The sequence below is a fragment of the Thermomicrobium sp. CFH 73360 genome, from assembly GCF_023806465.1.
GTDB lineage: Bacteria > Chloroflexota > Chloroflexia > Thermomicrobiales > Thermomicrobiaceae > Thermomicrobium.
This window is the reverse complement of the sequence record NZ_JAMSLS010000002.1, coordinates 64,611-89,502: the sequence shown is the minus strand read 5'-3', so window position 1 is coordinate 89,502 and position 24,892 is coordinate 64,611. Positions and strand designations below refer to the sequence as shown.

24 protein-coding genes and 1 tRNA gene are annotated in these 24,892 nt (G+C 60.4%); 13 read left to right on the top strand and 12 right to left on the bottom strand.

The features are described from left to right. Positions 1 to 185 precede the first annotated feature (185 nt). Positions 186 to 1,487, top strand: a complete 1,302-nt coding sequence (gene rho / locus NET03_RS03790; protein ID WP_252127566.1) for a transcription termination factor Rho — start codon at positions 186 to 188, stop codon at positions 1,485 to 1,487. Between the two features lie 29 nt (positions 1,488 to 1,516). Beyond that, complete coding sequence (locus NET03_RS03785) at positions 1,517 to 1,963, top strand: hypothetical protein (protein WP_252127565.1); 447 nt, start codon at positions 1,517 to 1,519, stop codon at positions 1,961 to 1,963. On the opposite strand, the gene NET03_RS03780 is transcribed toward NET03_RS03785, so the two are convergent. Then, on the bottom strand, positions 1,960 to 2,724 hold the full coding sequence (locus NET03_RS03780) for an alpha/beta fold hydrolase (protein WP_286207138.1): 765 nt from the start codon (positions 2,722 to 2,724) through the stop codon (positions 1,960 to 1,962). The genes NET03_RS03785 and NET03_RS03780 overlap by 4 nt on opposite strands. Positions 2,725 to 2,826: 102 nt before the next feature. Here NET03_RS03780 and NET03_RS03775 point away from each other — a divergent pair, with 102 nt between their 5' ends. Continuing rightward, the gene (locus tag NET03_RS03775) at positions 2,827 to 4,548 is read left to right on the top strand and encodes an ABC-ATPase domain-containing protein (protein WP_252127564.1); all 1,722 of its coding nucleotides are present in this window, start codon (positions 2,827 to 2,829) and stop codon (positions 4,546 to 4,548) included. On the opposite strand, the gene NET03_RS03770 is transcribed toward NET03_RS03775, so the two are convergent. The 4 genes from NET03_RS03770 to NET03_RS03755 all read right to left on the bottom strand — a co-directional run bounded on the left by NET03_RS03770 (position 4,499) and on the right by NET03_RS03755 (position 7,672). Further along, a complete protein-coding gene (locus tag NET03_RS03770) occupies positions 4,499 to 5,296 on the bottom strand; it encodes a 16S rRNA (uracil(1498)-N(3))-methyltransferase (RefSeq protein WP_252127563.1) in 798 nt (265 codons plus the stop codon). The two genes, NET03_RS03775 and NET03_RS03770, sit on opposite strands and share 50 nt — an antisense overlap. Continuing rightward, complete coding sequence (gene prmA / locus NET03_RS03765) at positions 5,293 to 6,213, bottom strand: 50S ribosomal protein L11 methyltransferase (RefSeq protein ID WP_252127562.1); 921 nt, start codon at positions 6,211 to 6,213, stop codon at positions 5,293 to 5,295. Before prmA ends, NET03_RS03770 begins: the two co-directional genes overlap by 4 nt. A gap of 3 nt (positions 6,214 to 6,216) precedes the next feature. Next, positions 6,217 to 7,209: a sugar phosphate nucleotidyltransferase gene (locus NET03_RS03760; RefSeq protein WP_252127561.1), complete on the bottom strand. Its 993-nt coding sequence runs from the start codon at positions 7,207 to 7,209 to the stop codon at positions 6,217 to 6,219. A 389-nt stretch (positions 7,210 to 7,598) separates the two neighbouring features. Then, a tRNA-Glu gene (locus tag NET03_RS03755) sits at positions 7,599 to 7,672 on the bottom strand. A 76-nt stretch (positions 7,673 to 7,748) separates the two neighbouring features. On the opposite strand from NET03_RS03755, the gene NET03_RS03750 reads away from it, so the two are divergent. From NET03_RS03750 to NET03_RS03730, 5 genes are all read left to right on the top strand, one after another. After that, a complete protein-coding gene (locus NET03_RS03750) occupies positions 7,749 to 8,360 on the top strand; it encodes a DUF2085 domain-containing protein (protein WP_252127560.1) in 612 nt (203 codons plus the stop codon). Further along, positions 8,345 to 9,556: a bifunctional phosphopantothenoylcysteine decarboxylase/phosphopantothenate--cysteine ligase CoaBC gene (gene coaBC, locus NET03_RS03745; protein WP_252127559.1), complete on the top strand. Its 1,212-nt coding sequence runs from the start codon at positions 8,345 to 8,347 to the stop codon at positions 9,554 to 9,556. Before NET03_RS03750 ends, coaBC begins: the two co-directional genes overlap by 16 nt. Further along, a complete protein-coding gene (locus tag NET03_RS03740) occupies positions 9,553 to 9,894 on the top strand; it encodes a hypothetical protein (RefSeq protein ID WP_252127558.1) in 342 nt (113 codons plus the stop codon). Before coaBC ends, NET03_RS03740 begins: the two co-directional genes overlap by 4 nt. 301 nt (positions 9,895 to 10,195) lie before the next feature. Next, positions 10,196 to 11,365 (top strand): baeRF10 domain-containing protein, encoded by a 1,170-nt coding sequence (locus NET03_RS03735; RefSeq protein WP_252127557.1) that lies wholly within the window; start codon positions 10,196 to 10,198, stop codon positions 11,363 to 11,365. Next, positions 11,362 to 12,273 carry a diacylglycerol/lipid kinase family protein gene (locus tag NET03_RS03730; RefSeq protein ID WP_252127556.1) on the top strand — a complete coding sequence of 304 codons (912 nt, stop codon included), beginning with the start codon at positions 11,362 to 11,364 and terminating at the stop codon, positions 12,271 to 12,273. The genes NET03_RS03735 and NET03_RS03730 overlap by 4 nt, the downstream gene beginning before the upstream one ends. A 25-nt stretch (positions 12,274 to 12,298) precedes the next feature. Here NET03_RS03730 and NET03_RS03725 read toward each other — a convergent pair whose 3' ends face one another. Both NET03_RS03725 and NET03_RS03720 read right to left on the bottom strand, forming a co-directional pair. Further along, positions 12,299 to 13,156 carry a helix-turn-helix domain-containing protein gene (locus NET03_RS03725; protein WP_252127555.1) on the bottom strand — a complete coding sequence of 286 codons (858 nt, stop codon included), beginning with the start codon at positions 13,154 to 13,156 and terminating at the stop codon, positions 12,299 to 12,301. A gap of 11 nt (positions 13,157 to 13,167) precedes the next feature. After that, positions 13,168 to 13,941 carry a hypothetical protein gene (locus tag NET03_RS03720; protein ID WP_252127554.1) on the bottom strand — a complete coding sequence of 258 codons (774 nt, stop codon included), beginning with the start codon at positions 13,939 to 13,941 and terminating at the stop codon, positions 13,168 to 13,170. Between the two features lie 196 nt (positions 13,942 to 14,137). On the opposite strand from NET03_RS03720, the gene miaB reads away from it, so the two are divergent. After that, the gene (miaB, locus tag NET03_RS03715) at positions 14,138 to 15,514 is read left to right on the top strand and encodes a tRNA (N6-isopentenyl adenosine(37)-C2)-methylthiotransferase MiaB (protein ID WP_252127553.1); all 1,377 of its coding nucleotides are present in this window, start codon (positions 14,138 to 14,140) and stop codon (positions 15,512 to 15,514) included. A gap of 24 nt (positions 15,515 to 15,538) precedes the next feature. Continuing rightward, on the top strand, positions 15,539 to 16,429 hold the full coding sequence (locus tag NET03_RS03710) for a tetratricopeptide repeat protein (protein WP_252127552.1): 891 nt from the start codon (positions 15,539 to 15,541) through the stop codon (positions 16,427 to 16,429). A gap of 63 nt (positions 16,430 to 16,492) precedes the next feature. Here the strand turns inward: NET03_RS03710 and NET03_RS03705 are convergent, their stop codons facing one another. From NET03_RS03705 to mobA, 4 genes are read right to left on the bottom strand one after another with little or no spacing between them, the layout of a single operon-like run. Further along, entirely contained in the window at positions 16,493 to 16,750 is a 258-nt protein-coding gene (locus NET03_RS03705; RefSeq protein ID WP_252127551.1) for a hypothetical protein, read from the bottom strand. Between the two features lie 49 nt (positions 16,751 to 16,799). Next, positions 16,800 to 17,612: an SAM hydrolase/SAM-dependent halogenase family protein gene (locus tag NET03_RS03700; RefSeq protein WP_252127550.1), complete on the bottom strand. Its 813-nt coding sequence runs from the start codon at positions 17,610 to 17,612 to the stop codon at positions 16,800 to 16,802. A gap of 18 nt (positions 17,613 to 17,630) precedes the next feature. After that, the gene (ggt, locus tag NET03_RS03695; RefSeq protein WP_252127549.1) at positions 17,631 to 19,262 is read right to left on the bottom strand and encodes a gamma-glutamyltransferase; all 1,632 of its coding nucleotides are present in this window, start codon (positions 19,260 to 19,262) and stop codon (positions 17,631 to 17,633) included. Next, on the bottom strand, positions 19,259 to 19,906 hold the full coding sequence (mobA, locus tag NET03_RS03690; protein ID WP_252127548.1) for a molybdenum cofactor guanylyltransferase: 648 nt from the start codon (positions 19,904 to 19,906) through the stop codon (positions 19,259 to 19,261). The genes ggt and mobA overlap by 4 nt, the downstream gene beginning before the upstream one ends. Positions 19,907 to 20,291: 385 nt before the next feature. Between mobA and NET03_RS03685 the strand changes: the two genes are divergently transcribed. Both NET03_RS03685 and NET03_RS03680 read left to right on the top strand, forming a co-directional pair. Beyond that, positions 20,292 to 20,555 (top strand): SWIM zinc finger family protein, encoded by a 264-nt coding sequence (locus NET03_RS03685; protein ID WP_252127547.1) that lies wholly within the window; start codon positions 20,292 to 20,294, stop codon positions 20,553 to 20,555. Between the two features lie 176 nt (positions 20,556 to 20,731). Next, positions 20,732 to 21,394 (top strand): MBL fold metallo-hydrolase, encoded by a 663-nt coding sequence (locus tag NET03_RS03680; protein ID WP_252127546.1) that lies wholly within the window; start codon positions 20,732 to 20,734, stop codon positions 21,392 to 21,394. Between the two features lie 11 nt (positions 21,395 to 21,405). On the opposite strand, the gene NET03_RS03675 is transcribed toward NET03_RS03680, so the two are convergent. Continuing rightward, complete coding sequence (locus tag NET03_RS03675; protein WP_252127545.1) at positions 21,406 to 22,461, bottom strand: polysaccharide deacetylase family protein; 1,056 nt, start codon at positions 22,459 to 22,461, stop codon at positions 21,406 to 21,408. A 555-nt stretch (positions 22,462 to 23,016) separates the two neighbouring features. Here NET03_RS03675 and NET03_RS03670 point away from each other — a divergent pair. Further along, a complete protein-coding gene (locus NET03_RS03670; protein ID WP_252127544.1) occupies positions 23,017 to 24,624 on the top strand; it encodes a thiamine pyrophosphate-binding protein in 1,608 nt (535 codons plus the stop codon). Positions 24,625 to 24,892 lie beyond the last annotated feature (268 nt).

Genomic DNA, 24,892 nt, shown 5'->3' with positions numbered 1-24,892 from the left:
GTTGTCCACACAGCGACCGGCGCAGCCTTGCACGAACGTTCCTTGGGACTCGGAGTCGTGTCCCCGGCTTCGGTGCACGACTTGATGAGTCTCGGTGAAGGGCTTCGCCGCTCGCACGCTTGCGGAATGGCACTGAGGAGATTGAACGCGTGGCAAAAAGATCGAACTCGAGGAGGACTGCAACGATGGATCCGGTAACGCCGACCACAACTGTTGAAGAGATCAAGGAGTCTCCGGCGCTAACCGCCGCTGAGCTGCAGGAGAAAAGTCTGGAGGAGCTCCAGGCAATCGCCCGCGACTTTGGTATTCCGAATGCTCAGCGTCTGCGCAAGATGGAATTGGTCAACAAGATCCTACGGGCGCAGACGGAGCGAGAGGGCGGCATCTTCGGAGAGGGCGTCCTGGAGATCACCGAGGACGGCTTCGGCTTCCTGCGCGGTGAGCGGTACTTGCCAGGGCCGAACGATGTGTATGTCTCGCAGTCGCAGATCCGGCGCTTTGGGCTGCGGCAAGGGGACTGGGTCGCTGGGCAGGTGCGACCACCGAAGGAGAATGAGAAATACTACAGCTTGCTCCGCGTCGATGCTGTCAACGGCATGGATCCCGAGTTCGCGCGGCGGCGTCCGAGCTTTGACAGTCTGACGCCCATCTTCCCGATGGAGCTCATCAATCTTGAGACGGAGCCGCACATTCTCTCGACCCGCCTCGTCAATCTCGTCGCGCCGATTGGTCGTGGGCAGCGCGGCTTGATTGTCTCTCCACCCAAGGCCGGTAAGACAGTCCTGCTTAAGCACATCGCCAACGGGATCACGACGAATTACAAGGACATTCATTTGATCGTATTGCTCATCGGTGAGCGCCCAGAGGAGGTCACCGACATGCGGCGCTCGGTCGATGGTGAAGTGATCTCCTCCACCTTCGACGAACCCGTGGAGGACCACATCCGGGTCGCCGAGATGACGCTTGAGCGAGCCAAGCGGCTGGTCGAGTGCGGGATGGATGTTGTGATCCTGTTGGACTCGATCACGCGGCTGGCCCGCGCGTACAACCTGAGCGTCCCGCCGAGCGGACGGACGCTCTCCGGTGGGATCGACCCGGTAGCGCTCTATCCGCCGAAGCGCTTTTTCGGTGCGGCGCGGAACATCGAGGGTGGCGGAAGCCTCACGATTATCGCAACGTGCTTGGTCGACACCGGTTCCCGTATGGACGACGTCATCTACGAGGAGTTCAAGGGAACCGGGAATATGGAGCTCCACCTCGACCGCAAGCTCGCTGAGCGACGAATCTTCCCGGCCATCGATATCCAGCGGTCGGGGACACGGCGTGAGGAACTGCTGCTTGACGAGCAAACACTGCGTCAGGTCTGGACGATGCGCCGCATGGTCTCGATGCTTGGTGGTACCGACGGTACGGAGCTCGTCCTTGGCCGATTGGCACGGACGCAAAATAACGCGGAGTTCCTCGCAACCCTACACAAGGACCTCTGAGGGAAACGAGGTAAGGAGTTGGGTGTGCGATGAGCCAGCACTCGCTGCTTCATTCGCCGGGGCATGATCGTGAGTGGAGTGATCAGGATGTCCTCACGATGGTTGCCGTTGGCGCCACGGCTGTCCTGTGGCCGGTGGGACTCGTGCTTGCCTGGGCGAACCCGCGCTGGAAGCTTGCCGACAAACTGGTCGCCACGCTGCTGCCAATCGGCGGGTTGATGTTCTCGCTACTTGTGTTGCCGGCCGGCGCGCGGGGCCTCGGACTCAGTACGCCAGCCGGCATGAACTGGCTCATCGAGTTGGGGCACTACGGCGGACTCATGGGAGTACCGCTCGTGGCAGCCCTTTATCTGGGAGTTCGCGCGGGCTTGTCCAGGCGACTTTTGGCGGGCTTGCTCCTGTTAGCGCTCCTGGTTCTCGCACTGGCGCAACTCGCGTTCTTCCTGGGCTCGCAGCTTCAGCCGGGGCGGCCCTAATCCGTCAACCGAGCACGCTCGACGCGAAGGAGAAAATCCAGTATCACTTGGCCGGCCAGATGTGGCAGGGTGCGATGTGGGAAGTGTCCACCGCGGGGTAGGATGCAAACCTCCCCGCGTGGCAGCTGAGCGGTGAACGCGACGAGCCAATCTGCGGGCGCAACAGGATCGTTGTCTCCAGCCATGAGTAGGGTGGGCCGATCGAGCAGTTCGATCCCCTGTGCCCATTCGCGCATTTCGCGCGGCCGTTCAATCCCGTCCTGGATAAAGTTCGCGAGTAATCGTTTCCGCACATGATCCTGGCCGAGAGCGCGGTGGGCGTGGGCATACTCGTCCTCATGAGCTGGGAAAAGCTCTTCAATCACAGAACGTGTGTACTCTGCTGTCGATGGTGCTGCGAAGTTGGGCGGTCCGATGAAGACGAGTGAGCGCGCGTTCACTGCACCGGAGAGCGCCAGTCGTGCTGCGACCATGGCGCCCAAGCTCGCCCCGACCAAATGCGCCTCCCGGATGTCGAGACGATGGAGGAGTTCGGCGACGTCAGCGGCGAAGCCTTCAAGCGTCAGCCGACCACCTGGGTCGCTGCTTCGGCCGTGTGCCCGGAGGTCAGGTGCGATGACGTCGAAGTGGCGGCGGAGCATATCGAAGATAGCGAGCCAGTTCTCACTCGTCCCGAAATACTGGTGCAGGAGAACGACCGGTACTCCGCTTCCAGCGCGGTTGAAATAGATGGTTACCTGGCTCAGCTCGCAGTACGGCATCGCACGCTCCACTCTCTTCTGAGTGGGCCGACCAGAAAGTGACGGCCCGTGTCTCCGGTCGGCCACTATACTCTGGCTCATGGTTCGAGGGGAGGGTAGAGCGTGCGGGACATCGGCGCACTCCGGTCGATTCTCCGGCGGATCGATCGGCGCGGCTACAAAGCGTATGAGGAGATCCGTGGTCTCTATCGCGCTGGAGACGTCCTCATCGCGGTCGATTATGTTCAAGGTGATCCCTACGCGCCACCCTCGCGAGTTCGGTTGATTGTCGAGCGCCAGCGCCTGCCTCTACCGGCGGTGTCCAGTCGTGTCCGCCGCATCGCACTGGAGGATTTCCTGGCACGCCGAGCGCGCCGGGCAATCGAGCAGTTGGGGCGGCGTCGCGCTGGCAGTGGTCGGTCGGGTCTCATCACGATCGATGCTGGGGGGCAGGAGGTTTTGGAGCGGACAGCCTGCCGCATCGCGCATGATCGTGTGGAGCTCCGACTGTCGGTTGGCTTACCGGCAGCCGGGCGAACGATTCTCGGCGATGTCGCAGAGCAACTGCTCGCCGATCTCCTGCCGGAACTTGCGCGCATGACGCTCTGGCTGGACCGTGCCGCTTTGGCGGAGGCCGAGCGCTTTTTGGCAGTCGTCGAGGACGCGGAGGCGATCCGTGAGCAGCTCCCACAACATGGTTTGGTGGCCTTTGTCGGTCGCGGCGCAATCCTTCCCCGACGGAGCGGCGTGAGCCAAGAGCCGTTGTTGGAAGAGGTTGTTCCGTTCGAACCGCCCGCGAGTCTCGAAGTGGAGCTCCTCACTCCGCACAGCGGTCCAGTCCGGGGGATGGGTATCCCGGAAGGTGTCACGCTGATCGTCGGTGGTGGCTTCCATGGAAAGTCGACGCTCCTTGAGGCGCTTGCACGGGGGGTATATAACCACATCCCGGGAGACGGACGAGAACGTGTTGTCACGCGGAGTGATGCGGTCGTCATCCGGGCGGAGGACGGGCGCCGTGTCGTAGGCGTTGACCTCTCCGCCTTCATCCGCGATCTTCCGCTCGGCCGCTCGACCACCTGCTTCACCAGTGATGATGCGAGTGGCTCGACCTCCCAAGCCGCCAACATTCTCGAGGCACTGGAAGTTGGAGCACGTGTCCTTCTTATGGATGAAGATACCTGTGCGACCAACTTTATGATCCGCGATCATCTCATGCGCGAACTCGTGCCAGCGGATGCCGAACCGATCGTGCCCTTCATCGATCGCGTGCGGCAACTGCATCGCGAAGCTGGTGTGTCGACGGTTCTCGTAATGGGTGGTGCGGGGGACTATCTCCACGTAGCGGACACTGTCATCTGGATGCGCTCGTACCGCCCAGTGGACGTCACGCTGCGAGCCCGAGAGCTGGCTCAGCGTCACGGTGAGGGACACTTTGAGGCGCCCACTCCCTGGCCAGGAGTTGTTCCGCGTAGACCGCTTCCAGAAAGTATCGACCCGAGACGGCGCGAACGGACGCGTGTGCGAGCGTACGGAACCGAGGAAGTTGCCTTTGGGTATGAGTCGATCGACCTCCGCCACGTGGAGCAGCTCGTCGATCCAAGCCAAACCCGCGCCATTGGCTTGGCGCTGGTCTATGCCCTGGAACAGGGCTTCATTGATGGGTACCGAACGCTTGCCGAGGTGCTCGATCTGCTAGAGGCGGTGATCGATCGAGAGGGACTGGACGTTCTCTCGCCGTTCCGTGGTCATCCTGGCGACTTCGCGCGCCCTCGCCGCTACGAGCTCGCTGCAGCCCTCAATCGCTTGCGGACACTCGAGGTTCGCCAAGTACGGGTGGGGTCGTAAGGCCGGGCACTTCGTCCTCCGTGCGTGCCCGAATCGCTGCAATACCAGCGATCGCAGCAGTCTCCGCTCGGAGGATCAGTGGGCCGAGCGAGCGGAACTCCGCCCCATAGTGCCGCAGGAATTCGAGTTCCTCCGCGGCCCAGCCTCCCTCCGGGCCGATTGCAACTGCAACTGGTACGGTGCGGTCAAACTCGTCACGCACGATCGATGGAGCATCAGGCCCCTCCCAAAACACGACGAGACGGTGTGCGGCGACAAGACCGAGGGCATCACGAAGCGAGCAAGGGGCAGGGATATCGGGCAAGACACCGCGGCCGCACTGTTCACTCGCCTCGCTGGCAATCCGTTGCCAGCGCGCGAGGCGGTGCGCGGTGCTGCGTTCGTCCAGGTGCACGACGACCCGCTGTGTACGGAGCGGTACAATCCGGACGACGCCGAGTTCCGTCGCCTTCTCGATGACAAGATCGAAGTGATCGTGACGTAGAAGCGCTTGCAGTAGCGTCATCGCTGGGGCCGGAAGCGGTCGGGACGGCTGGACGCTTCGGATAACGGCGAGCGCTCTGTCCGGCTGCACGGACTGCAGCTCGGCAACGAAGTCGACCCCGCGCCCGTCAAAGAGGACGATCGAGTCGCCGGGACGCAGCCGGAGTACGCGTGCAAGTTGTCGAGAAATTCGCTCGGGGAGTTCGACTGTGCGCCCGACATCCAACGTGGCGGGAATATAGAACCGATGTCCGCATCGGCTCATGGCCGTGTCCTGCTGAGCAGAAGACTGACCCAGTCGCCATCCTGGCGTCGCTCGACGACCTCGGCGCCAAGCTTCCGGTACCGCGCGCGTACCTCGTCTTCAGCTGATGCGATGATGCCGCTCAGGACGATGGAGGCACCAGGCCGAGCCGCGCGCACGAGGCGTGGTGCGGCGTGGATGAGAACGCGTGCCACAATGTTCGCGAGGACAAGATCGTAAGCCTCACGCTCGTGCAGATCACGCGTCACATCACCTACGCGGACCGTAGCGCGTTCCAATACGCCGTTCTGAGTGAGATTGGCACGCAGCACGTCGCTGGCAACCGGGTCGAGTTCAATCGCGGTGACCGAAGCCGCCCCGAGCTTGAGCGCAGCGATGGAGAGGATCCCAGAACCAGCCCCAGCATCGAGCACGACGTCACCTGGACGAATGATCCGCTCGATCCATATGAGGCAGTGCTGGGTCGTTGGGTGGAGACCGGTGCCGAAGGCCATTCCGGGATCCAAGTCGATCACCACATCATCAGCCTGCGGCGTGTAGGAGAGCCAAGAAGGACGAATCACCAAGCGGTGCCCGATCCGTGTCACCGGAAAATGTTGTTTCCAGGCTTCTGCCCAATCCTCCTCGGCCAGCGTTCGGAGCTGAAGCTCTCCTATGGAGCCGAGGAAGCTCAGATGCCAGAGGGCCTGTCGCAGGGACTCGACCGTTGCGTCGACATGCTCGTCCAGTGGCAGATACGTCGTTACTCTCACTGGTGTTGCAGGGTCAAGAGCAGCGTGTTCACCGTCCGGGGCTTGTTTGACCGGGTGAAACACCGCCACTCCCTGTTGGTATCCAAACCGTGCAAAGAGTTCGGCGACAGCGTCGGCAGACTCAAGGTCCGCTTCAACCGAGACTTCGAGCCAGCGAGAGGACATCGATCACTCTCCGTCACGTTGCGCGAGTGTGATCTCTGAGGAATCACCAACGTTGACGCGGAGAAAGTCGCCGACGACCCGTGCGCGTCGACCAACGATGGAGCGATGAAGCATAACGCTCTCGATTGTCGCACCTTCGTCAATGATCGAATCGGTGACGATGGCGTGTGAGACCACGGCCTGTGGTCCGATACTCACATAGGGGCCGACGACCGCGTGCTCGATGGTAGCCGTTGGATCGATGACGACGGGTGGAACGACAACGCTCGTCGGGAAGGATGGTTGGGGGCCAGCTTGCCGATCGAGCAAGAAACGGTTTGTTTGTAAGAGTGCCTCGACTGTTCCGCAGTCTTCCCAAACGGAAACAGGTTGGGCAACGATGGTTGCACCGCGATCGATCAAGATCTGAATCGCCTCGGCGAGGTAGTATTCGTTCCCGCGTCGGCGGTCCTCGGCGATCTGCTGATCGATCGCCTTGATCAGAGCTGCGAAATCGCGGAAATAGTATACACCCACGACAGCAAGATGACTGACCGGTGTCCGAGGCTTTTCGACGAGCCGAACGATTCGCCCATCCTCGACGATAACGACACCGAAACGCCGAGGGTCATCGACCTCCTTGACGAAAATAACGCCGTCCCAGCGGCCCTCCAACAGGGATTCCAGATCAGCGTCGAAGATCAGGTCGGGAAAGACGACAAGCGTCGGCCCATCGATCAGTCCTTTGGCCTGGAGAAGTGCGTGGGACTGGCCGAGCGGCTCAGGCTGCTCGACAAAGATCGCGTCAAACTGATAGTGCTCACGCACAAACTCTTCGATCTGTTCGCCCAAGTAGCCAGTGACGAAGACAACACGTTCGAGCGGAAGCCGTAAGAGGCGATCGAGGACATGACCGAGGATCGGTTTACCCGCGACAGTGACGAGCGGTTTTGGCTTGCTCCACGTATGTGGGCGGAGCCGCGTGCCGAGACCAGCTACGGGGATCACCACGTGCATCGTCTCACCTCCTCGGTCGGGAAAACCCGGGTTGCAACGCGCACGACGAGGCAGTTCCAGTGCGATCGTGGCACCAGTCTTCCAGAAGGCGAGCAGAGAAGCAGGGACGTAGAAAACACGCGCGTGAACTGCCGTACTCCTCGAGCCGGAGGCCCAACCGGTGCACTGCTATTCTCGCCTCGGGAGCGAGGTCGATGCTGTGGATCGGCCCGGCTGCGTGGCGAATGCTGTACCGTGAGCACCCGTGTCCGAAATTACGGCAACAGTGTCGCATGCTGGTACGTCGCCCTGCCAGTTGTCGTCTCCATGGCGAACCAGCGGTCTACCATTGGCGAGTTTGTCGTTACTCGAGTCTTGTTCGCTTCGGTGCGACTGGAATCACGAGGTAGTGCCCCCAGCGGGATTCGAACCCGCGATCTCCACCTTGAAAGGGTGGTGTCCTAGGCCTCTAGACGATGGGGGCATGCGCCCACGCAATCTCTCACAGTATAAACTTCGCAGAGGGTGTCCGTCAAAGAGCTGCAGCGAGGCCAAGCCAAATGGAAAGTCGAATCAGTGCCGGAAATGTTATTTCGGCGGGAGAGCGGACACGCTTGGAACGCGGGGTCGACGGTGTCGTAGCGGTTTGGGCTCGTCACTGGCTGGCAAGTCTGAACGTGCTGACGGGACTCTTTGCGGCCCTTCCGCTGCTTGCTCCGTGGCTGATGGCAAGTGGCCACCCCCGACTGGCGGAAATCATTTACCTCGCTTACCGCTTCGTCTGTCACCAGAAGCCAGAGCGGAGCTTCTTTATCTTCGGCCACCAGATAGCATATTGCCAACGCGATCTGGCGATTTATACAGGCGTCTTCGTCCTTGGTCTTGTGTATGCCCTCGTGCGACGCTCCTTACACCCGCTCTCCTGGCGAGGTGCTTTTCTCTTGACCCTACCGATGGCAGTCGACGGAACAACGCAGCTCGTTGGGCTGCGTGAGAGCACATGGCAGCTGCGGGTTGTGACCGGAGTGTTCTTTGCGCTCGCCATTGTGTGGTTCATCTATCCTCGCCTCGAGCTCGGGTTTGCAGAAATCCGAGCGGTTCTGGCAAGGCGTGAACAAGGCTGCACTGGCTCAGGAATCTCAGCCAAGGAGGAAGCGTGCCCCGGATCTTAAAGGGAAAACGGATCATTCTCGGAGTTTCGGGCGGGATCGCGGCGTATAAGACCGTGGAGCTCGTCCGTCGGCTGGTGCAAGGTGGTGCCCAAGTTGATGTCGTCATGACACGGGCAGCAATTGACTTTGTGGGACCGCTGACGTTTCAAGCCCTCACGAAACGACCTGTGCAGGTCACCACAATCGGCGTTTGGCAAGGTGAGCAGGCTGGTCATGTCACGCTCGGCGCTGCAGCAGACCTGATGGTGGTTGCGCCCGCGACGGCAGACACCCTTGCCAAGCTCGCCCATGGCATCGCTGATGACGCAGTCACGTTGACCGCGCTCGCCTGTCCGGCACCGCTGCTGGTTGCTCCGGCGATGGATCACCACATGTACCGGCATCCTGCCACCCAAGCGAATCTCGAACTCTTGCGCTCGCGTGGGGTCATCGTTGTGGGACCCCATTACGGGCCGCTCGCGTCGGGGATGATTGGTGAAGGGAGGATGGCAGAGCCTGAGGAGCTTGTGGGTGCCATTCGCACGGTCCTCGGGCGATCTGGCTCGCTCGTCGACCGGACCGTCGTGGTGACTGCCGGACCGACACGGGAGCCGCTTGATCCGGTGCGCTTCCTCAGCAATCACTCGAGCGGCAAGATGGGCTACGCGCTCGCTGAAGTCGCTCGGGATCGTGGCGCGCGCACGATCCTCATCAGTGGCCCAACATGTCTTCCTGCGCCATACGGTGTCACGCGTATCGATGTGGAAACGGCAGCGGAGATGCTGCGTGCAGTCGAGGCGGCGACCGCCTCAGCAGATGTGCTCGTGATGTGTGCAGCGGTCGCAGATTATCGTCCTCGAGTCGTGGCAACAGAAAAACTGAAGAAGCGGCAGGAACTCTTTGCGCTGGAGCTGGAGCCGGCTGAGGACATCTTGGCGGCCATCAACCGGCCGGGACTGGTAAAAGTTGGCTTTGCTGCGGAGACAGAGCGGCTGCTGGAGCACGCGACGGAGAAGCTGGAACGCAAGCGCCTCAATCTTTTAGTCGTTAATGATGCGCGGAAGACAATGGGAGCTGAAACAGCGCAAGTAACTTTGCTGCGCCCTGGCCATCAGCCGGAGGTGTTGCCAGAACTTCCGAAAGAGGAGGTGGCTGAGTACATCTGGGACGCCATTGAGGCCCTCTTGGTGCGGCGTTCTGCTCGGGATGAACAATGAGCGCTGCGACTCCGGTTCGTGTTCGACGCCCACGCCGCCGAGGTCAGTTTGCGCCGCGATTCGCGAACTGGATCATGATGGTGATATCGCTGTATTGGACACTCCTCTTCGCCCGGTGGTGCGCATGGGTGCTCGCACACGTCGTTGGGGATCCAAACGGGATCTTGGCTGCGTTGCACTGGTGGCTTGCCTGGCCATTCGTGCTCATCCCGGGGACCGCCCGATTTCCGCTCCTTGCCGACCTTGTGGCAATGACCGTAACTGGGACAGTTACCCTGGGACTGCTCGGTATCCTCGCGGGGTGGTGGCGGGAGGCTGGCGCACGGCATCGTCGCTGAAGCGAGGGAGTTGGCAGATCATTTTGTTCGGTATATGGGAGAACAAGCCGAAGCGTGTGACATGGTAGACTGCTTTGGGACAAGGTGATTCGCGGCTGGAGGGCCGTCGTGCGGGGAAGGGGAGCGAATCCGATGGTACGGAATCTTGTCCGCGGTGTCCTGAACCTCGTCTTGGCGGCTCTGGCGACCTGGCTGGCGAATTATTTGGTTGAACGTCTCTTCGGACCGGAAGAAAGAACCAGCGGGCGCTGAGTTTGACGTCTGCAGGTCAATCCAGGAGCGGGTATGGGGAGGGTTTGGTGTGGAGATAACGCGACGCGAAGTCGAAGGATTGGGTGCGCTGCGGAGCGATCAGTGGCCCATTGTGAGTCTCTATCTTCGAGTTGATAAGGAGCATGTGACAGACGACCATTACTCCATTCGTCTCAAGAACTTGCTGCGCGAACTTGAGCAAGCCAAGGAGCAAATTGGGCTTACCAGGGCGCAAGTGGTTGCGGTTGATGAAGATATCGAGCGAATTCGCGAGTTCTTCCGTGATCACGGAGACGAGTTCGGTCAGGGTGTGGCACTCTTCGCGAGCAGTCGGGCTAGTCTTTGGCGCGTATACCACGTTCCGCGCGAAGTTGGGAATGAGGCTGATCTGGACTTCCGTCCGGTGATCGGACGCCTGGTGCGGGTAGTCGAGTTCTTCGAGCCAGTGTGCACCTGCCTGATTTCACGTGATCGAGCGAGGATTTTTTCTGGACACTTGGCCGTTTTCCGCGAGGTTGCCGTGCGACTGGACGAGGAAGTGCCTGGCCAGCATGGGCAAGGCGGCTGGTCGCAGGCACGCTTTGCGCGGCACATCGAAGAACACGTGCGACAGCACTTCCAGCGGGTGGGACAAGTCCTTTTTCAGTTGTTCGAGCAGGAGCCATTCCGCTTCCTGGTTGTCGCTGGACCAGACGAGGTAGTGAGGGACTTTGTGGATGGTTTACACCCATATCTGCGTGAGCGGTATGTCGGCTCGTTCAACTCTCTGATGGAATCGACAGCGAAGCAGGTCCAGGAGGAAACAAAGCGGATCATCTCGGCGTGGCAGCGGCAGGAGCGTGAGCGCTACCTCGACTTAGTCCTGGAAGAAGCGCTGAGCCAGGACATGGCGGTCGTGGGACTTGATCGGGTCGTCGAGGTCGTGCAAATGCGCAACGTCAATGCGATGGTGATCGATGATTCGCTCAGTGTGCCAGGGAAATACTGCTTGCGCTGCGGAGCGCTGCAAGCGATCGGAAGCGACGTTACCGAGTGCCAGTTCTGTGGGGGTCCGGTCCGCGCGCGCCAGAATATCGTTCCGGAGGTCTATGCCGAAGCCTACCGGCAGAACGCGAACCTGGTGTTCCTCACGGAGCCGGATCTCCGCGCGCGGCTACAGCCATACGGTGGGATCGGCGCGATTCTGCGGTATCGGATAGGAGCACCGACGACCGCATGAAAGCACATCCGACTTTGGCGCTCGTGGTGAATGCCGGTGCGGGACGTGTCCGCCCGGCAATTATCGAGCGAGTGACCCGCAGGCTGGAGCAACGGTTTCGGGTCGAAGTTCACGTCGGCTCGGAACCCGAAGAAATCGGACTGCTCGCCCGTGCGGCCGCGCAGGTGGCGGAGATCGTTGTGGCGTTCGGTGGCGACGGAACCGCAAGCCGCGTCGCTGCCAGTGTCATCGGATCGCCAGCGTTTTTCAGTGTCTTGCCGGGCGGATCCACGAACCACGTCGCGCGCCTCCTTGGACTTCCAGGTGAACCAGTCCGAGCCGCACAGGCGTTGGCAGGCCCCGTTCGTTATCGGCGTCTCGACGTGGGGCGAGTGACCCCCGATCGAATTCTCTTGTTTCTCGGTGGGATGGGGATCGACGCCCAGATTGTGGCTGATGCCTCACCACATGTGAAGCGATTCTTCGCTTGGCGGAGCTATCTCCTCCCTGGACTCCGCCATCTTGGCGATGGACCGTGGCCGTTTGTCGTGGAGATCGATGGAGAGTCACGGGAAATTGTTGCCCGGACTGTGCTTGTAGCCAATGGCTCGTTCCTCGTTCATCCCCACTTTCAGTTGGCACCAGATAGCGATCCGAGCGATGGTTATCTTGATGTGCTTTGTTTGCGACCACCGAACATGGCCGGCTGGGCAGAATTGTTCAGCTGGGCGGCGTTGGGCCGGTTGTGGCGCTCGCGCTTTGTGGAACATTGGCGCGGACGCCGCGTTTCGATCCGTTCACGTGTCCCGGCCCCGGTTGAGGTTGATGGCGATCGTTGTGCCAACGCTGAGGAATTGACGGTGGTCGTGGAGCCGAAGGCCCTGACCGCTGTTGTGCCTGCGTTCTCCCGCGGTATCGATGAAGCGTAAGTCGGGGTACCGCAATCAGCAGCGGTCACGGGTAGGTTGCTGTCTGGTCCCAACGTTGACCAAGCGGGCCTTGATCCTCGCCGTCCACGATCACCCGTACGAGTGGCGCATTGCCGGACGATACGGTCAGTGTCTGCCCACGAAATGTTCGCCGCGCTCCCGCATCGAGTGTCTCGGCCAGAACAAGGTGCCCGTCCACCGTCGCTTGGACCCAGACGCGGCCGGTTGTGACAATCTCAAAGAGATGCTCACCGCTCCGTGCCCCTGGGGTCGGTGGAGGATTGGACTCGACGCTGGGGGGAGGAGTCTCCTCTGGCGCCGCAGTGGGTGTGGTTGTCGCTAACGGTGCGGTCGGCGTGGCCGAAGCTGCAGGTGATGGTGAGGGCGAAACAGCGGGCGAATTAATCGGTTCGGGCGTGTCAACGTTCAGAGGAGGAGGAACAGTCGGGACGGGAGTCGTATTTTCGGTGGAGGCGAGCAGCGTGGGTGTCGGCTGCTGGCGTGGGGCGAGATACGTCGTGTAGACAAGGGCAAAGACGATCGCGGAGATTGCTAGCATAAAGGCAATAACCGCGAAGTTTGGTGCCCAGTGCATAAGCGGTTCCTGCACAGGACGAACCGCCGGTACGACGCGGAAACCCATACTCCGCTGGCCGTGCGCCTCTTCGAACTTGGCGAGCACTGTCACCGGATCAAGACCAAGGTACTGTGCGTAGATACGCACGATGCCCCGCGCGTATGTGAGCGGGGGAAGCTGATCGAAGGCTTCCTGCTCCAGCGCGGCGAGATACCGGCGATTGATGCGGGTCGCGCGTTCTGCGTCGACCAAGGAGACGCCGCGATAGGCTCGTGCATTTCGCAGAAGTTCGCCAAACTCACCCATCGGTCTTTACCTCAGGAACTCGCACGACGTCGTCGCTCCTGCAGCCGTTCGGTGAGCAGTTGACGCAAGAACTCGTCAACATGAGGTGTTGGTTGGCCGTGATGGGAAATATCAGCTTGCTGCAGCCACCACTCATCGCTCGGTAGCCACCAGGAACCAAGCGTGCCCGCACATGTCAGCTTGTTGGCATCGACGAGTGTCCGCTCGGGAAAGGCGTACGAGTTACCACACCAGCCGGTTCGTCCATCGCCGGTCGGGCGGAAATCCCGGCAGGTTCGACAAATACGGGGTAAGGCAGCGAGTACCGCTTGAGCATCAGGTGGGACGTCTGCGGCCGATGATCCCTCTATGGCGTCGATGGATTCGGTGGGCTCGGCAGGATCCGGGACCAGCGGCAGTGGTTGTGTCTCACCGCTCTGGCCGTTGCGCAAGCCGACTTGGGCCCCTTGAGTGAGCGGTAAAGTGATACGTGGCAAGTCACCAACGCCTTCAGAAGGTGAGGGCCGTTCACGCACGGATGGCGGTGGTTCTGCAGAGGAAAACAGCGGTTCTGGCACTTCAGTGTGGTGGTGCCACGAGCCGGTGATCACTGACAGGGGTGGCCGTTCCTCGGTATCGCGTGGCTCCCACAGATCTTGATCCCATCCAGTGCGGCATGCCAGTTCGCCACGACGGACGAATACCATGTGCTGCAGATCCCGTCGTTGCGGGTGTCGGCACCATCCGGATCCAGCCAGTCCACCTTCTTCGAAATAGCGGCAGGTGCCGCAGCGTCGGTGTGTCATAGACCCTCCTTGCAGAGCCGAACGAACGCGGACGTTCCGCGTCCTGGGTAAGTCATTCGGCTCGTCGGCCACCTCCTCGCGTGTATCCTAGCACAGGAAGCGAGAGGCGCGGCCAGGCAGTTCCGAGGCTCGCTATCGGGTATACTGATAGACTGTACGACGACACGGGCGCGTTGCGCCTGTGGAGGGAGACTCCATGCAGCTCGTCCAGCTTCAACCACGAACGACGGCGATCGTCGCTGAAGAACCAGTTGTCAAGCGCTTCCATATTTGGACGATCGGCTGTCAGATGAACGAGGCCGAGTCGGCGAAAGCGGCCGCCTTGTTGCGACAGGCGGGATACCTTCCAGCGGCACGTGAGTGGGATGCGGATGTCGTCATTGTCAACACCTGTGTGGTGCGGCAGCAGGCCGAGGACAAGGCACTCGGGTACATCGGGGCCTTAGCGCGGCTGAAGCGACGCAAACCGCATGTGCGGATTGCGGTGACGGGTTGTCTTGTGACCGGTCAAGAACGGCGGCTGGCTGAGCGCTTCCCGTGGGTTGATCTCTGGTACGGACCGTCTGAGTTCGAGCGTCTTGTCCAGTTAGTGCCCGAGCTCGCCGAAGTTGACGTCGATCTTGTCGAGCTTCCCCATTATTACGACGAAGGTCAGGCGGATCCCGAGGTGACCGCCTTTGTCCCAGTGATCTATGGATGCAACTTCGTCTGCTCCTACTGCATCGTGCCGTATCGGCGTGGTCGCGAGCGTAGTCGGCCTATCGAGCAGGTGGTCGCTGAGGTCGAGAAGCTCGCAGCGCGTAATGTTCGTGAGGTCACGCTGCTTGGCCAAACGGTGAACGCCTATGGCCACGATCTTCCAGGGCAGCCAGATCTTGCAGATCTCTTGGCACGTGTGCATGAGGTGCCTGGAATCGAGCGTATCCGCTTCCTGACGTCCCATCCAAAGTACTTCAGCGACAAGCTTGTCCGTGCGATCGCGGAGTTGCCGAAAGTCTGCGAGCACGTCAACTTGCCAGTGCAAGCCGGTGACAACGAGGTGCTGCGCCGCATGCGGCGCAACTACACGGTGGAAGAATACCGGGAGCGGATTGCGCGGATCCGGGAGTGGATTCCCGAGGTGACGCTCTCCACCGATATCATTGTCGGATTTCCTGGAGAGACTGAAGACCAGTTCCTGAACACCTACCGGCTTGTAGAAGAGATTCAGTTCGATAAGGTACATGTGGCGATGTACTCGCCGCGGCCTGGAACGCTTTCGGCACGCTGGCCGGACGACGTGCCGCGTGAGGAGAAGCGGCGGCGTCATCGGGCAATCGAGGAGCTCCAGGAGCGGATCGCCCGGGAGCGGAACCAGCGCTATCTTGGTCGGACGGTTGAGATCCTCGTTGACGGCGTCGCCCGGGGTCGCTGGCGTGGGCGCACGCGTGGCAACACGCTGGTGTTCTTCGAGGCGCCGGGCGAGTGGCGGGGACGTCTTGTGCAGGTTCGCATCACCCATGTCAGCCCTTGGTATTTGCTCGGCGAACCTGTGGCCGTCGAATCCCCCCGAGCGGTCGGTGTTGCAAGTTGAACTGGATGGAGGCAGAGTACAGCAATGTCAGCACTTTCCAATCATGGTAGCCAAGAACGTCGCCTGTTTCGTCGACTGACACAGGCGGCAAAGCAAGCCGCCTTCCAGGGTGAATGGCAGCGGGCGGTGGAGCTGAACCGGCGGATTATTGAGTTGGTGCCGCGTGACGTCATGGCCTGGAACCGCCTTGGACATGCGTATGCTGAGCTTGGTCGGGTGGCTGATGCGCGAGCGGCGTACCAGCGGGCGCTGGAGATCGAACCGACCAATGCAATTGCGCAGCGCAATGTCACCCGACTTGAGTGGCTGGCTGGGCAGACCACGGACGGGGTGATCCCGATGCCTGCTGGGCGTCCCGCACCACGGCCAGACGTCTTCATGGAAGAGATGGGGCGAACCTATGTTACCGATCTGCTCCGACCTGCCGCATCTGTGATCCTGGCGCGCCTCTTCCCTGGGCAGGAGGTCTTCCTACAGTACGCAGAGAGCGCGGTCTTCGTCGTCGATGCGGACGGTACACGGCTCGGGCAACTCGAAGGGCGACTCGCTCGGCGGTTGATGCGGCTTTGGCGGGAAGGGAATCAGTACCGTGCGTTTGTCCTGCAATTGACTGGCGATACGCTCCGCATCATCTTGCGTGAGGTCTTTCGTGCGCCACACCTTCTGAACGTGCCGTCCTTCCCGCCGCAGCCGAAGATTGCGCCGCCACGTCCGTATGTTCCCGAGAAGTTCAGACCCGAGGAGCTCGAGGAAGAGGAGCTCTTCCCAGAGGAGGAAGTCGAGACTCTGGGCGTGGAGGAAGAGGCAATTGAGATCGAGGAAGAAGAGACAGAAGTTGCTGAGGAACTGCTCAGTACTGTCGACGAGGATGCGCTGGTCGTCGACCTCGACCTGGACGAGACAATCGAAGGCTGAGCGACCGCAGAGTCCTTGAGCGCCCGCCTCGTTCGAGGCGGGCGCTCAAGTTTCTCCCGTCTTTCAACGTAAGAGAACGGTAAGGACTGCGAGGAGCACGAGGAGAAAAGTTGTGACCCAGGCAAGCCGCTTCAAGTCAGCCTTGATCAGCGCATACTCTTCGTCGACACGTCCCCATGGGCTAATGATGCCCGCCACTGCACTTCCTGCCTGAGTATCCGGTGGCGAAGCTTTGGGCACAGAGGTTTGCGTCGGTGTCGTGGCTCGGCTGGTTCGCCTTGTCGCCTTCCGCCGTGATTTCGCTGTCTGCACGCGTCCCATCGGTGACGGACTCCTGCTCGAATGTCCACGTGGGCAGTATAGCACTTGCTCACTCGGCGACGACGTGTACCTCGACGAGACTGCCGCGAACAAGACCCCATTGTGCCGCAGCATTCCCGTCCCGCACCGCCAATTCCAGCCCACCGTGACTGCCAAAAAGTGCAAGTGGCTGGCCAGGAGCAACGTCCGCGAAGGTACGGGAGAGACCACGAAGAACAAGTGTGTTGCAGCGCACGAGAAGTCGATCAGCTGCTCCAGGTAACTGCTCAGGTCGGATGAGGGTTCGGCAGTTGCCGAATCGATCGATGGATACGACAGGTCCAATGACGCGATCTGCTGCGATTTGTACCGCAGGGACTGGCAGCCGAACCAATGTCGCGGGATCGAGCGGAGAACCAAGGTCGTCTGGTGGAACTCCTGTGACGAGTGCTGCGGCGATGGGCGCGAAGAGGTCACGTCCATGAAATGTTGCCGATACAGGATGCCGGAAGAACTGTGGTCGGTCGAGTTCCCACGCCGCAATCGACGATGCTTCCGCAAGAACGAAGCTTGCAAGTCCGTTGTCTGGTAAGACGAATGCGTGCTGATCCGCAACGAGGAGGACAGCGCGGCGCGCTGTGCCAACCCCTGGATCGACGATCGCGAGGTGAATAGTGCCAGCGGGGAAGACTCGCCAGGCAGTGCTGAGTTGGAAGGCTCCCTCAAGAATGTCCTGTGGTGGAATAAGATGCGTGATGTCGACGATCGTTGCCTGTCGAGCGCGATCGAGAATGACCCCTTTCACTTGAGCCACGTAACTGTCCTGGAGCCCGTAATCGCTCAGGAACGTTACGATGCCGGACTCCTGCCAAGTCCGCAGCATAGTTGTTGCTCCCGCTCATCACCACACGATCGCGTATGCATCGCTCCGAGGGTCTGCCGCTGCTTGGAGTACTAGCGGGTCGTCGATGCGGTGGACCACTTGACATGACCCGATAGGGCCCCACCGCGACAATCGCTCGACCCGATGCCCGCGTGCTTGTAACCCTTCAATTGTCACATTGGGGAGTCGACCTTCGACCTGGACGAGGTCCATCGTTCCGTGGGGCCAGTTTGACTCCTGTGCTAGACCACGGTGCCGCCAACGTGGGAGTTCGACAGCTGGTTGCAGCTCGAAGCCGTAATCGATGATGTGAACGAGCACATGAAGCAAGATTTGGACCTGCGCATCGCTGCCTGGAGTGCCGATGCCGAGTGCTGACCCGTCTCGCGTCAGCAGGATGGGGCTGAGTGTCTGTCGCACGCGCTTACCCGGTTGCAGCTGATTTGGATGTCCAGCCTCAAGGTGCCAATACGTCATGCGGTTATTGAGCAAGATTCCAGTGTCGCCAGCCACGAAGCCGGATCCGAATGCCATATTGATGCTGGCCGTAACAACAATGATGTTCCCGTCTGGATCCACCACCGAGAACGACGTTGTCTGTGATCCCTCCTGCGGGCGACGCTGTGGAACAGGGCGTGCACGGTGCGGATCAATTGCGCGTGCCAGGGCCTGCAACCGATCGGAATCGAGAAGGTTCTCCGGCAGTGTACTGCCGAAGCGGGGATCTCCTGTGAATCGCTCCCGATCTGAAAACGCGATTTTCTTCGCTTCGATCATGGCATGGAGCAACTCAGCCGAGAGTGGCCGCCAGGATTCGAGCGGGAGATGCTGAAGAATACCAAGCATCTCGAGGAGCGTATGGGCGCTGGAATTGGGTGGAGGTGCCCAGACAAGCCAGCCGCGGTATGACAGTGAGAGTGGGGCCACAACGTCCGCTTCCGCGAGTGCCAAACTCTCGCGAGTCAGTAACCCGCCTGCTTCTACGACGGCGCGCGAGAGACGATCGGCCAGCTCACCTTCGTAGAGGGTAGCAGCCCCCTCTCTCGCAATCGTTTCGAGCGTTCGGGCGAGTTCTGTCTGTCGTAGCAGTTGTCCCGGTCGCGGGACGTTCCCGCTCGGCAGAAAGATCCGGGCTGAATGCGAGTAACTGGCGAGTAGGTCGGCATGTGCTCGGAGAGAAGCCGCCAGGTTATGACTGACCGGGAAACCTTCATGGGCCAGTTCAATGGCTGGAGCCAGCGACTGGGCGAATGAGAGACGTCCCCAGCGCTGGACGAGCAATTCCCACGCTCGTGCTGCTGCTGGGACTGAGACGCTGAGCGGCCCGCGCTCCGGTATGCCACCTCGGAAACGCTCAGGTATTGCCTGAAGCGGTGCTGGGCCTGTACCGTTGACCGCCCAGACGGTCTTGGTCTCTGCGTGGAAAAAGAGCGCGAAGAGGTCGCCACCGAGCCCGGACATCTGTGGTTCCACGACGTTGAGTGCGGCCGCGATAGCGACAGCGGCATCGGCGGCAGTCCCTCCTTGCTCGAGTATCTGAGCCCCAACCCAAGAGGCGAGTGGATGGCCGCTGGAGACGGCCCAGCGGCGTCCCATGAGAATCGGGCGGCCAGCCTGCTCCGCGAAAGACGAGATTGTTACTGACGTCACTGTTCACCCTCATTCGTTTGACTTGGATACTCAGTCACTGCTGCACGCGCGAGGGCCCAGCGGTACGCATCTGGTGTGTTGGCGTTGAGGAAGGACAACAGTTCAGGGTCGTACCGGCGGAGCTCAGTCTCCGGTACGCGACGAACACGCACTTCCGGGAAGAAGCCGATGATCTTGAACTCGCCTCGCAGCAACCTTTGTTCGATCGCTGGAATGCAGGACTTCGCGTAAATCGCATGAAGGGTCTCGAATGTTTCTTCTCCTCCCTGTCCTGTCTGCTCTGCACGTGTGGGAACGAGCACGTCATAGTCGCGGGGTAGTGCAAGCAGGGCTTCTAAGAGTTGTGGGTTGACGAACGGGAGATCACAGGACAGTACCAGGCAATAGTCGTGCCGGGCGGTCAAAAGAGCAGTGTAGATGCCGCCAAGTGGACCGCTTCCCGGTAGTCGGTCGGAAACCACTGGCACGTTGAACCGTGAGTATTCGGGGCGGTCGCTTGCCACAATGAAGACATCGTCAGTCAACGGTCGAACTCGGCGGAGGACCCGGACGAGCAACGGCTCGCCATGAAAGTCCAGGAGGGCTTTGTCTTGGCCCATGCGCCGACTTTGCCCACCAGCCAGGATGGCGATACTTGCAGTCATAATCCCCCCAGAAGCGAGTGTAGCGTGTCGACGGGCTAGCGGGTGGAGCCCACATTATCTCCAGCGCTAGGTAACGAACCAGCGGACGAGACGGGTAATCAGCGCCTGTCCCATCACAGTGCCCACAAGCCCGAAAGCAGCACGGGTGAGCAGGACTTGCGGCGGGTAGAGGCGGCGCTCGTCGAGATTCTGTTGCTGACTGGTTACGGTTCCGCTATACTCTGACCAGCGACTCCCATGAGGCAGAGAGGACCCCGCTATGCACGGAGGTCCGACAACTGAGGGACGTGAAGAGGGCACCAGGATCATGCGTCCTGGTGCCCTGAGCGTTTGTAGAACAGCGAATCGGTCTCTGTGCGAAGAGGAAGTGAAAGGAGTCACGGCGATGAACTCGAGTCTCATTGGGAAGATTGAAAAGGCCCGAAGGTATGCAGCAGAGCCGGAGCGTGCCGAGATTCGCTCGCTTCACGTGCGGTTCCGTGGTGATCACGATGTGTACGATGTCCGCTTCGAAGGTGGCACGTGGACCTGCTCCTGTCACTCGTTTGAGGCACTAGGCCTTGGGACCTGCAGTCACATTATGGCGCTTGAGCGCTTGCTCGGGCCTCTGACTCCACATCCCGCAGGGCAGATCGAGCAGCCTGTCTGAGGGACCGTTGCAACATCGAATTCGCGCGACGGAGGCGCGGGACGCGCTTCTTGGGCTCGTGCGGGGCCAAGCACCGCAGTCGTCTCATCTGCTCGAGCGCTGCTCGACGTGGGGTGCCGTCGCCGAAGCATACTCGTGCCAAACTGCGCGAGGAGTTGGGTTGGGAGGGAACGGAGATGGCGTTCGAAGTGACCTGGTATGCACAGTCTGCGTTTCGCATCGAGGTGGACGGCCTGCGGATCTATCATGATCCGTTCCGCATACCGGATGGCGAGCCAATAGCGGATGTGATTCTGATCAGTCACGATCACTTTGACCATTGTTCGCCGTCAGACATTGCGAAGATTCGTGATCCTCGCAGAACCTTCGTGGTGGCCAATCCGACCGCAGCGAGCAAGAACGAAGTGGCTCCACCGGTGCAGGTAATCAGGCCTGGAGGCGAAGTGACTTATGAGAAACTTCATATTCGAGCGGTTCCAGCATATAACCTCAACAAGTTCCGAAGTCCTGGGGTTCCGTATCATCCGCGCGAACTCGAGCATGTCGGCTATCTCTGTCAAGCAGGTGGGGTAACTTGGTACTTTGCTGGCGATACGGATGCCATTCCCGAGATGGTGGAATTCGGCCCAGTCGAGTATGCCTTTTTACCAGTAAGTGGCACGTATGTGATGACGGCTGAGGAAGCGGCCGAGGCGGTGCGCATGCTACGACCGCGAGTCGTGATACCGATGCACTACGGAGTAGTGGTTGGCTCGGTGGAAGATGCCCAGCGGCTGGCCCAGCTGGTCGGGAATCTCGCCGAGGTACGCATCCTTGAGCCTCGTGGTCGGAACGCTTGAGCGGGTAGGACTCACTCGGTGAGCAATGCCGCGAATTGAGCCAGTGTGAGATCACCCGTAACGCGGAGGCGTGGCAAGGCGAGCGGATCATCTCCTGACGTTGCCCAACGAGGCTGAGTCGTGACGGCCTGCCTGAAGCCGGCTTCACGGACAGCTGTTTCGACACGAGCATCAAACTTCCCAGCAGGGTAAGCAAAAGCAGTGACCGGGTGTCCTAGTGCGCGTTCGAGTGCGTCTTTGCAATCCCGGATCTCGCTTTCTGGGTGGGCGAGCGTTGTGAGATCCAGGTGATGGACGGTGTGGGCACCGATTTCGACCAGTCCAGAGCGGTCCAGCTCCCGGATCATGTCCCAGGTGAGGTAGCGTTCCTGCCCAACGAAGCCAGTAATGACGAAGACCGTGGCATGAAAGCCGTGTGCGCGCAGGATTGGGAAAGCGTTCTGGTAGAAGTCGCGATATCCATCGTCGAAGGTGAGAACGATTGGATGAGGTGGGGCTGGAATGAGTCCGGCACGCAGCGCGGCGAGTTCGGACAGGGTGATCGGGGTAAAGCCGTGTTGAGCCAGCCAATCCATCTGGGCTTGGAATGTGGCCGGATCAACCGAGAGTCGTTGCCCAAGTGGATCATCGCTCCCAGGGTGCGGACGGATGTAGTGATACGTAAGGATCGGCACCGGGTCCCGAAAGGCTGAGCGGGATGGAGTGGAGGTTGAGGTGGGTGGCGTCGGTTCAGAAGGGAGAGGAGGGAGGATTGTGGTTGTGACGGTGGGAGCCTGGTCTACTGCCTTGGGAGTTGGAAGCAGCGTTCCCACTGGAGTTGCTCGGCGTCGCTGCCGTATGACGATGGCACGTCGTGAAACGATGGTGACCGAGGCGCGATTCCGTCGGGAAAGAGCGCCGTATGCCGCTCCGGAGCGAGCCAACAGTGTCACAACTGGCCGAGCGAGTAATGCTCCAATGAGGAAGAGAAACACAATCGTGTGTAGAAGCACCCGTGGTGGCAAAAACGCATGCTCCCCCGCCGTCTTCGGCTGTCGAAGGCTACTCGTTCCCACTCTCGTTTGCAAGGCGACATCCGTAGAGCTTCTCGGAGCTGAAACTTTCCAACCAAGAATTCAGAGTCCCATACTAGTCTATTGAGACATCGATAAACATTTGCCATAGTGTGATTGGACTGAGGAAAACCGTTGCACTTGAACGCGGATCACACGTAGTATGTGGACAGCATCATTGGTTCAGTCACATCATGAGGAGCTGTTGGGTGCTGGTGCCACGAGTCGCTAGGCTGAACTGGTCAAGATCACGGTGAGCCTTGGATGGGGCGGGTGGGGAGTCTCACTCGCGTGAAAGGTTGTCGAGAAGAGTAGTCAGGAGCCGAAGGGTGCTGGTGCGAAATTCCCTGATATGTGGTTGCGGCTCCCAACCAATCGTGGATCTGCTTCCGGACCGGCTGATCTGACTTCATATCACAGGTGGAGTAAGATAAGCCCTTAACGACGCCTTTCTTTCCCTTTGATGCGGTGGACACGTATGAGACAGGATGGGAAGGCACGGCCTCGTGTCGAGATCGGTATAATCGCCGCGCTGTGTAGTGGGCGGGGATGATACGAGGGGAAGCAGTGATGCGGATTGGCGGTGGTGAGGCCGTCGTGCGGACGCTAGAACGGCTCGGCGTTGAGGTTGTTTTTGGTATTCCCGGCGTGCACACGCTCCAGATCTACGATGCATTGTTCTCTTCATCAATCCGGCATGTGCTTGCTCGTCACGAGCAGGGTGCCGGCTTTATGGCTGATGGGTATGCCCGAGTCTCTGGGAAACCAGGCGTGGCGATTGTCATCACTGGTCCAGGGATAACGAACATCGCCACCGCTGTCGGAGAAGCCTATGCGGACTCTTCACCAATGGTTGTCATTGCTTCGAACGTCGAGCAGCCATGGCAAGGAAAGATGCTCGGCCACTTGCACGATTGCAAAGATCAGCTGGGCATTATGCGGGCGCTGACTGCGTGGGCCGATCGGGCTCGGACGGTGCAGGAAGTGCCCGAGCTCCTGCGGGAGGCGTTTGCCCGGGCACTGGGCGGGCGACCTCGTCCGACACATGTCGAGGTACCGCTCGATGTTTTGCATGGGAGTGGCGAGATCGAACTCGATTCGCTGCAGCCACCGCTACCTGCTCGACCCGAACCGGATTCCGCCGCGATCGAGTTGGCCGTCGCAGCTCTTGAGCAGTCCGAACGCATCGTTTTGTATTGCGGCGGTGGAGCGGTTGCCAGTGAAGCCGAAAAGGAGCTTGTGGAGCTTGCTGAGCGACTGGGCGCTGCAGTGATTACTTCTCTCCAAGGGAAAGGAGCGGTTCCCGAGGATCACCCGAGGTGCTTGGGGAATCTCTGGGAGCCGGGTAATGCGGTCGACCGATTATTGCGCGAAGCGGATCTCGTGTTGATCTTCGGCTCAAAACTGGGAGCGCAAGACACCGGCAACGGACGGTTGCCGTTGCCGGAGCGGCGAATCCGTATCGATATCGATCAGCAAGAGATCCTTCGCCAGTATTCCCCCACCCTACCGATTGTTGCCGACGCTCGGGCGACGGCGCGAGCGCTCTTGACAGCACTCCAGTCGCATGGGATCTATCGGGCGGGCTGGTCGGTCGAGGAGCTCCAAGTACGGAAACAGGAAGCGCTCACCCACGCGTGGGGCTCCTCGCACGCGGCATGGCTGCAGGCGATCCGTGTTGCGCTGCCACGCGATGGGGTTCTGGTGAACGACATGACCATGATGGCCTACGTTGGTAACCGACACTACCCAGTCTATCGTCCCCGCACATACCTGTTTCCGACTGGCTACGGGACGCTTGGCTTCGCACTGCCCGCTGCTATTGGTGCAAAGATCGCTCGCCCAGATGCATCGGTGGTCGCTTTGGTCGGCGATGGGGGGTATCAGTTCACGATGCAGGAGCTTGCGACGGCCGTGCAATTCCGAGTGGGGATTCCCATCGTCATCTTCAACGATTCGAGCTACACCGCAGTGAAGGACGAACAGGCGCGCTCGTATGGTGGGCGTTTCATCGCCGTCGATCTCGTGAATCCGAGTTTCCTTCAACTGGCCGAGGCGTACGGCGTTCCTGGGGTACGAGTCATGACGCCTGAGCACTTAAGTGAGGAAATTGTCGCTGCACTGGGACGGGATGTTCCGACTCTTATTGATGTGCCGATCGAATTTCCTCTCGGATAGGGCGTTTTTCAGCTTGCTCCGTTCGGATCTTCTTTCGCGGAGGCCGGCGACGCAGACCGCATATGCGAACGATGGTCTTGACAGTGGGTGCTTTTCGAAGTAGGCTGTCAGGCAGTACGGTGAGGAGCGGGCAGACAGTGGCTCAGCACCTGAACGCTGCGATCGCGATTATTGCGATTATTCGGCCCCGCGTGGCGGGGCAAGCGGCGTTGGGGAGGATTGAGCCCGCAAGCGTGTAACACGACGAGTCAAAGAGAACGAGAAGGCG

What these genes read in the sequence shown, in the direction of transcription:
- NET03_RS03770 (WP_252127563.1), bottom strand. Translation starts at nt 5,296, where the DNA reads ATGAGCCGATGCGGACATCGGTTCTATATTCCCGCCACGTTGGATGTC.
- mobA (WP_252127548.1), bottom strand. Translation starts at nt 19,906, where the DNA reads ATGACTGCAAGTATCGCCATCCTGGCTGGTGGGCAAAGTCGGCGCATG.
- NET03_RS03710 (WP_252127552.1), top strand. Translation starts at nt 15,539, where the DNA reads ATGTCAGCACTTTCCAATCATGGTAGCCAAGAACGTCGCCTGTTTCGT.
- NET03_RS03760 (WP_252127561.1), bottom strand. Translation starts at nt 7,209, where the DNA reads ATGCACGTGGTGATCCCCGTAGCTGGTCTCGGCACGCGGCTCCGCCCA.
- prmA (WP_252127562.1), bottom strand. Translation starts at nt 6,213, where the DNA reads ATGTCCTCTCGCTGGCTCGAAGTCTCGGTTGAAGCGGACCTTGAGTCT.
- NET03_RS03700 (WP_252127550.1), bottom strand. Translation starts at nt 17,612, where the DNA reads ATGCTGCGGACTTGGCAGGAGTCCGGCATCGTAACGTTCCTGAGCGAT.
- NET03_RS03680 (WP_252127546.1), top strand. Translation starts at nt 20,732, where the DNA reads ATGGCGTTCGAAGTGACCTGGTATGCACAGTCTGCGTTTCGCATCGAG.
- miaB (WP_252127553.1), top strand. Translation starts at nt 14,138, where the DNA reads ATGCAGCTCGTCCAGCTTCAACCACGAACGACGGCGATCGTCGCTGAA.
- NET03_RS03780 (WP_286207138.1), bottom strand. Translation starts at nt 2,724, where the DNA reads ATGCCGTACTGCGAGCTGAGCCAGGTAACCATCTATTTCAACCGCGCT.
- NET03_RS03705 (WP_252127551.1), bottom strand. Translation starts at nt 16,750, where the DNA reads ATGGGACGCGTGCAGACAGCGAAATCACGGCGGAAGGCGACAAGGCGA.
- NET03_RS03685 (WP_252127547.1), top strand. Translation starts at nt 20,292, where the DNA reads ATGAACTCGAGTCTCATTGGGAAGATTGAAAAGGCCCGAAGGTATGCA.
- NET03_RS03725 (WP_252127555.1), bottom strand. Translation starts at nt 13,156, where the DNA reads ATGGGTGAGTTTGGCGAACTTCTGCGAAATGCACGAGCCTATCGCGGC.
- rho (WP_252127566.1), top strand. Translation starts at nt 186, where the DNA reads ATGGATCCGGTAACGCCGACCACAACTGTTGAAGAGATCAAGGAGTCT.
- NET03_RS03730 (WP_252127556.1), top strand. Translation starts at nt 11,362, where the DNA reads ATGAAAGCACATCCGACTTTGGCGCTCGTGGTGAATGCCGGTGCGGGA.
- NET03_RS03670 (WP_252127544.1), top strand. Translation starts at nt 23,017, where the DNA reads ATGCGGATTGGCGGTGGTGAGGCCGTCGTGCGGACGCTAGAACGGCTC.
- NET03_RS03720 (WP_252127554.1), bottom strand. Translation starts at nt 13,941, where the DNA reads ATGACACACCGACGCTGCGGCACCTGCCGCTATTTCGAAGAAGGTGGA.
- NET03_RS03750 (WP_252127560.1), top strand. Translation starts at nt 7,749, where the DNA reads ATGGAAAGTCGAATCAGTGCCGGAAATGTTATTTCGGCGGGAGAGCGG.
- NET03_RS03785 (WP_252127565.1), top strand. Translation starts at nt 1,517, where the DNA reads ATGAGCCAGCACTCGCTGCTTCATTCGCCGGGGCATGATCGTGAGTGG.
- NET03_RS03740 (WP_252127558.1), top strand. Translation starts at nt 9,553, where the DNA reads ATGAGCGCTGCGACTCCGGTTCGTGTTCGACGCCCACGCCGCCGAGGT.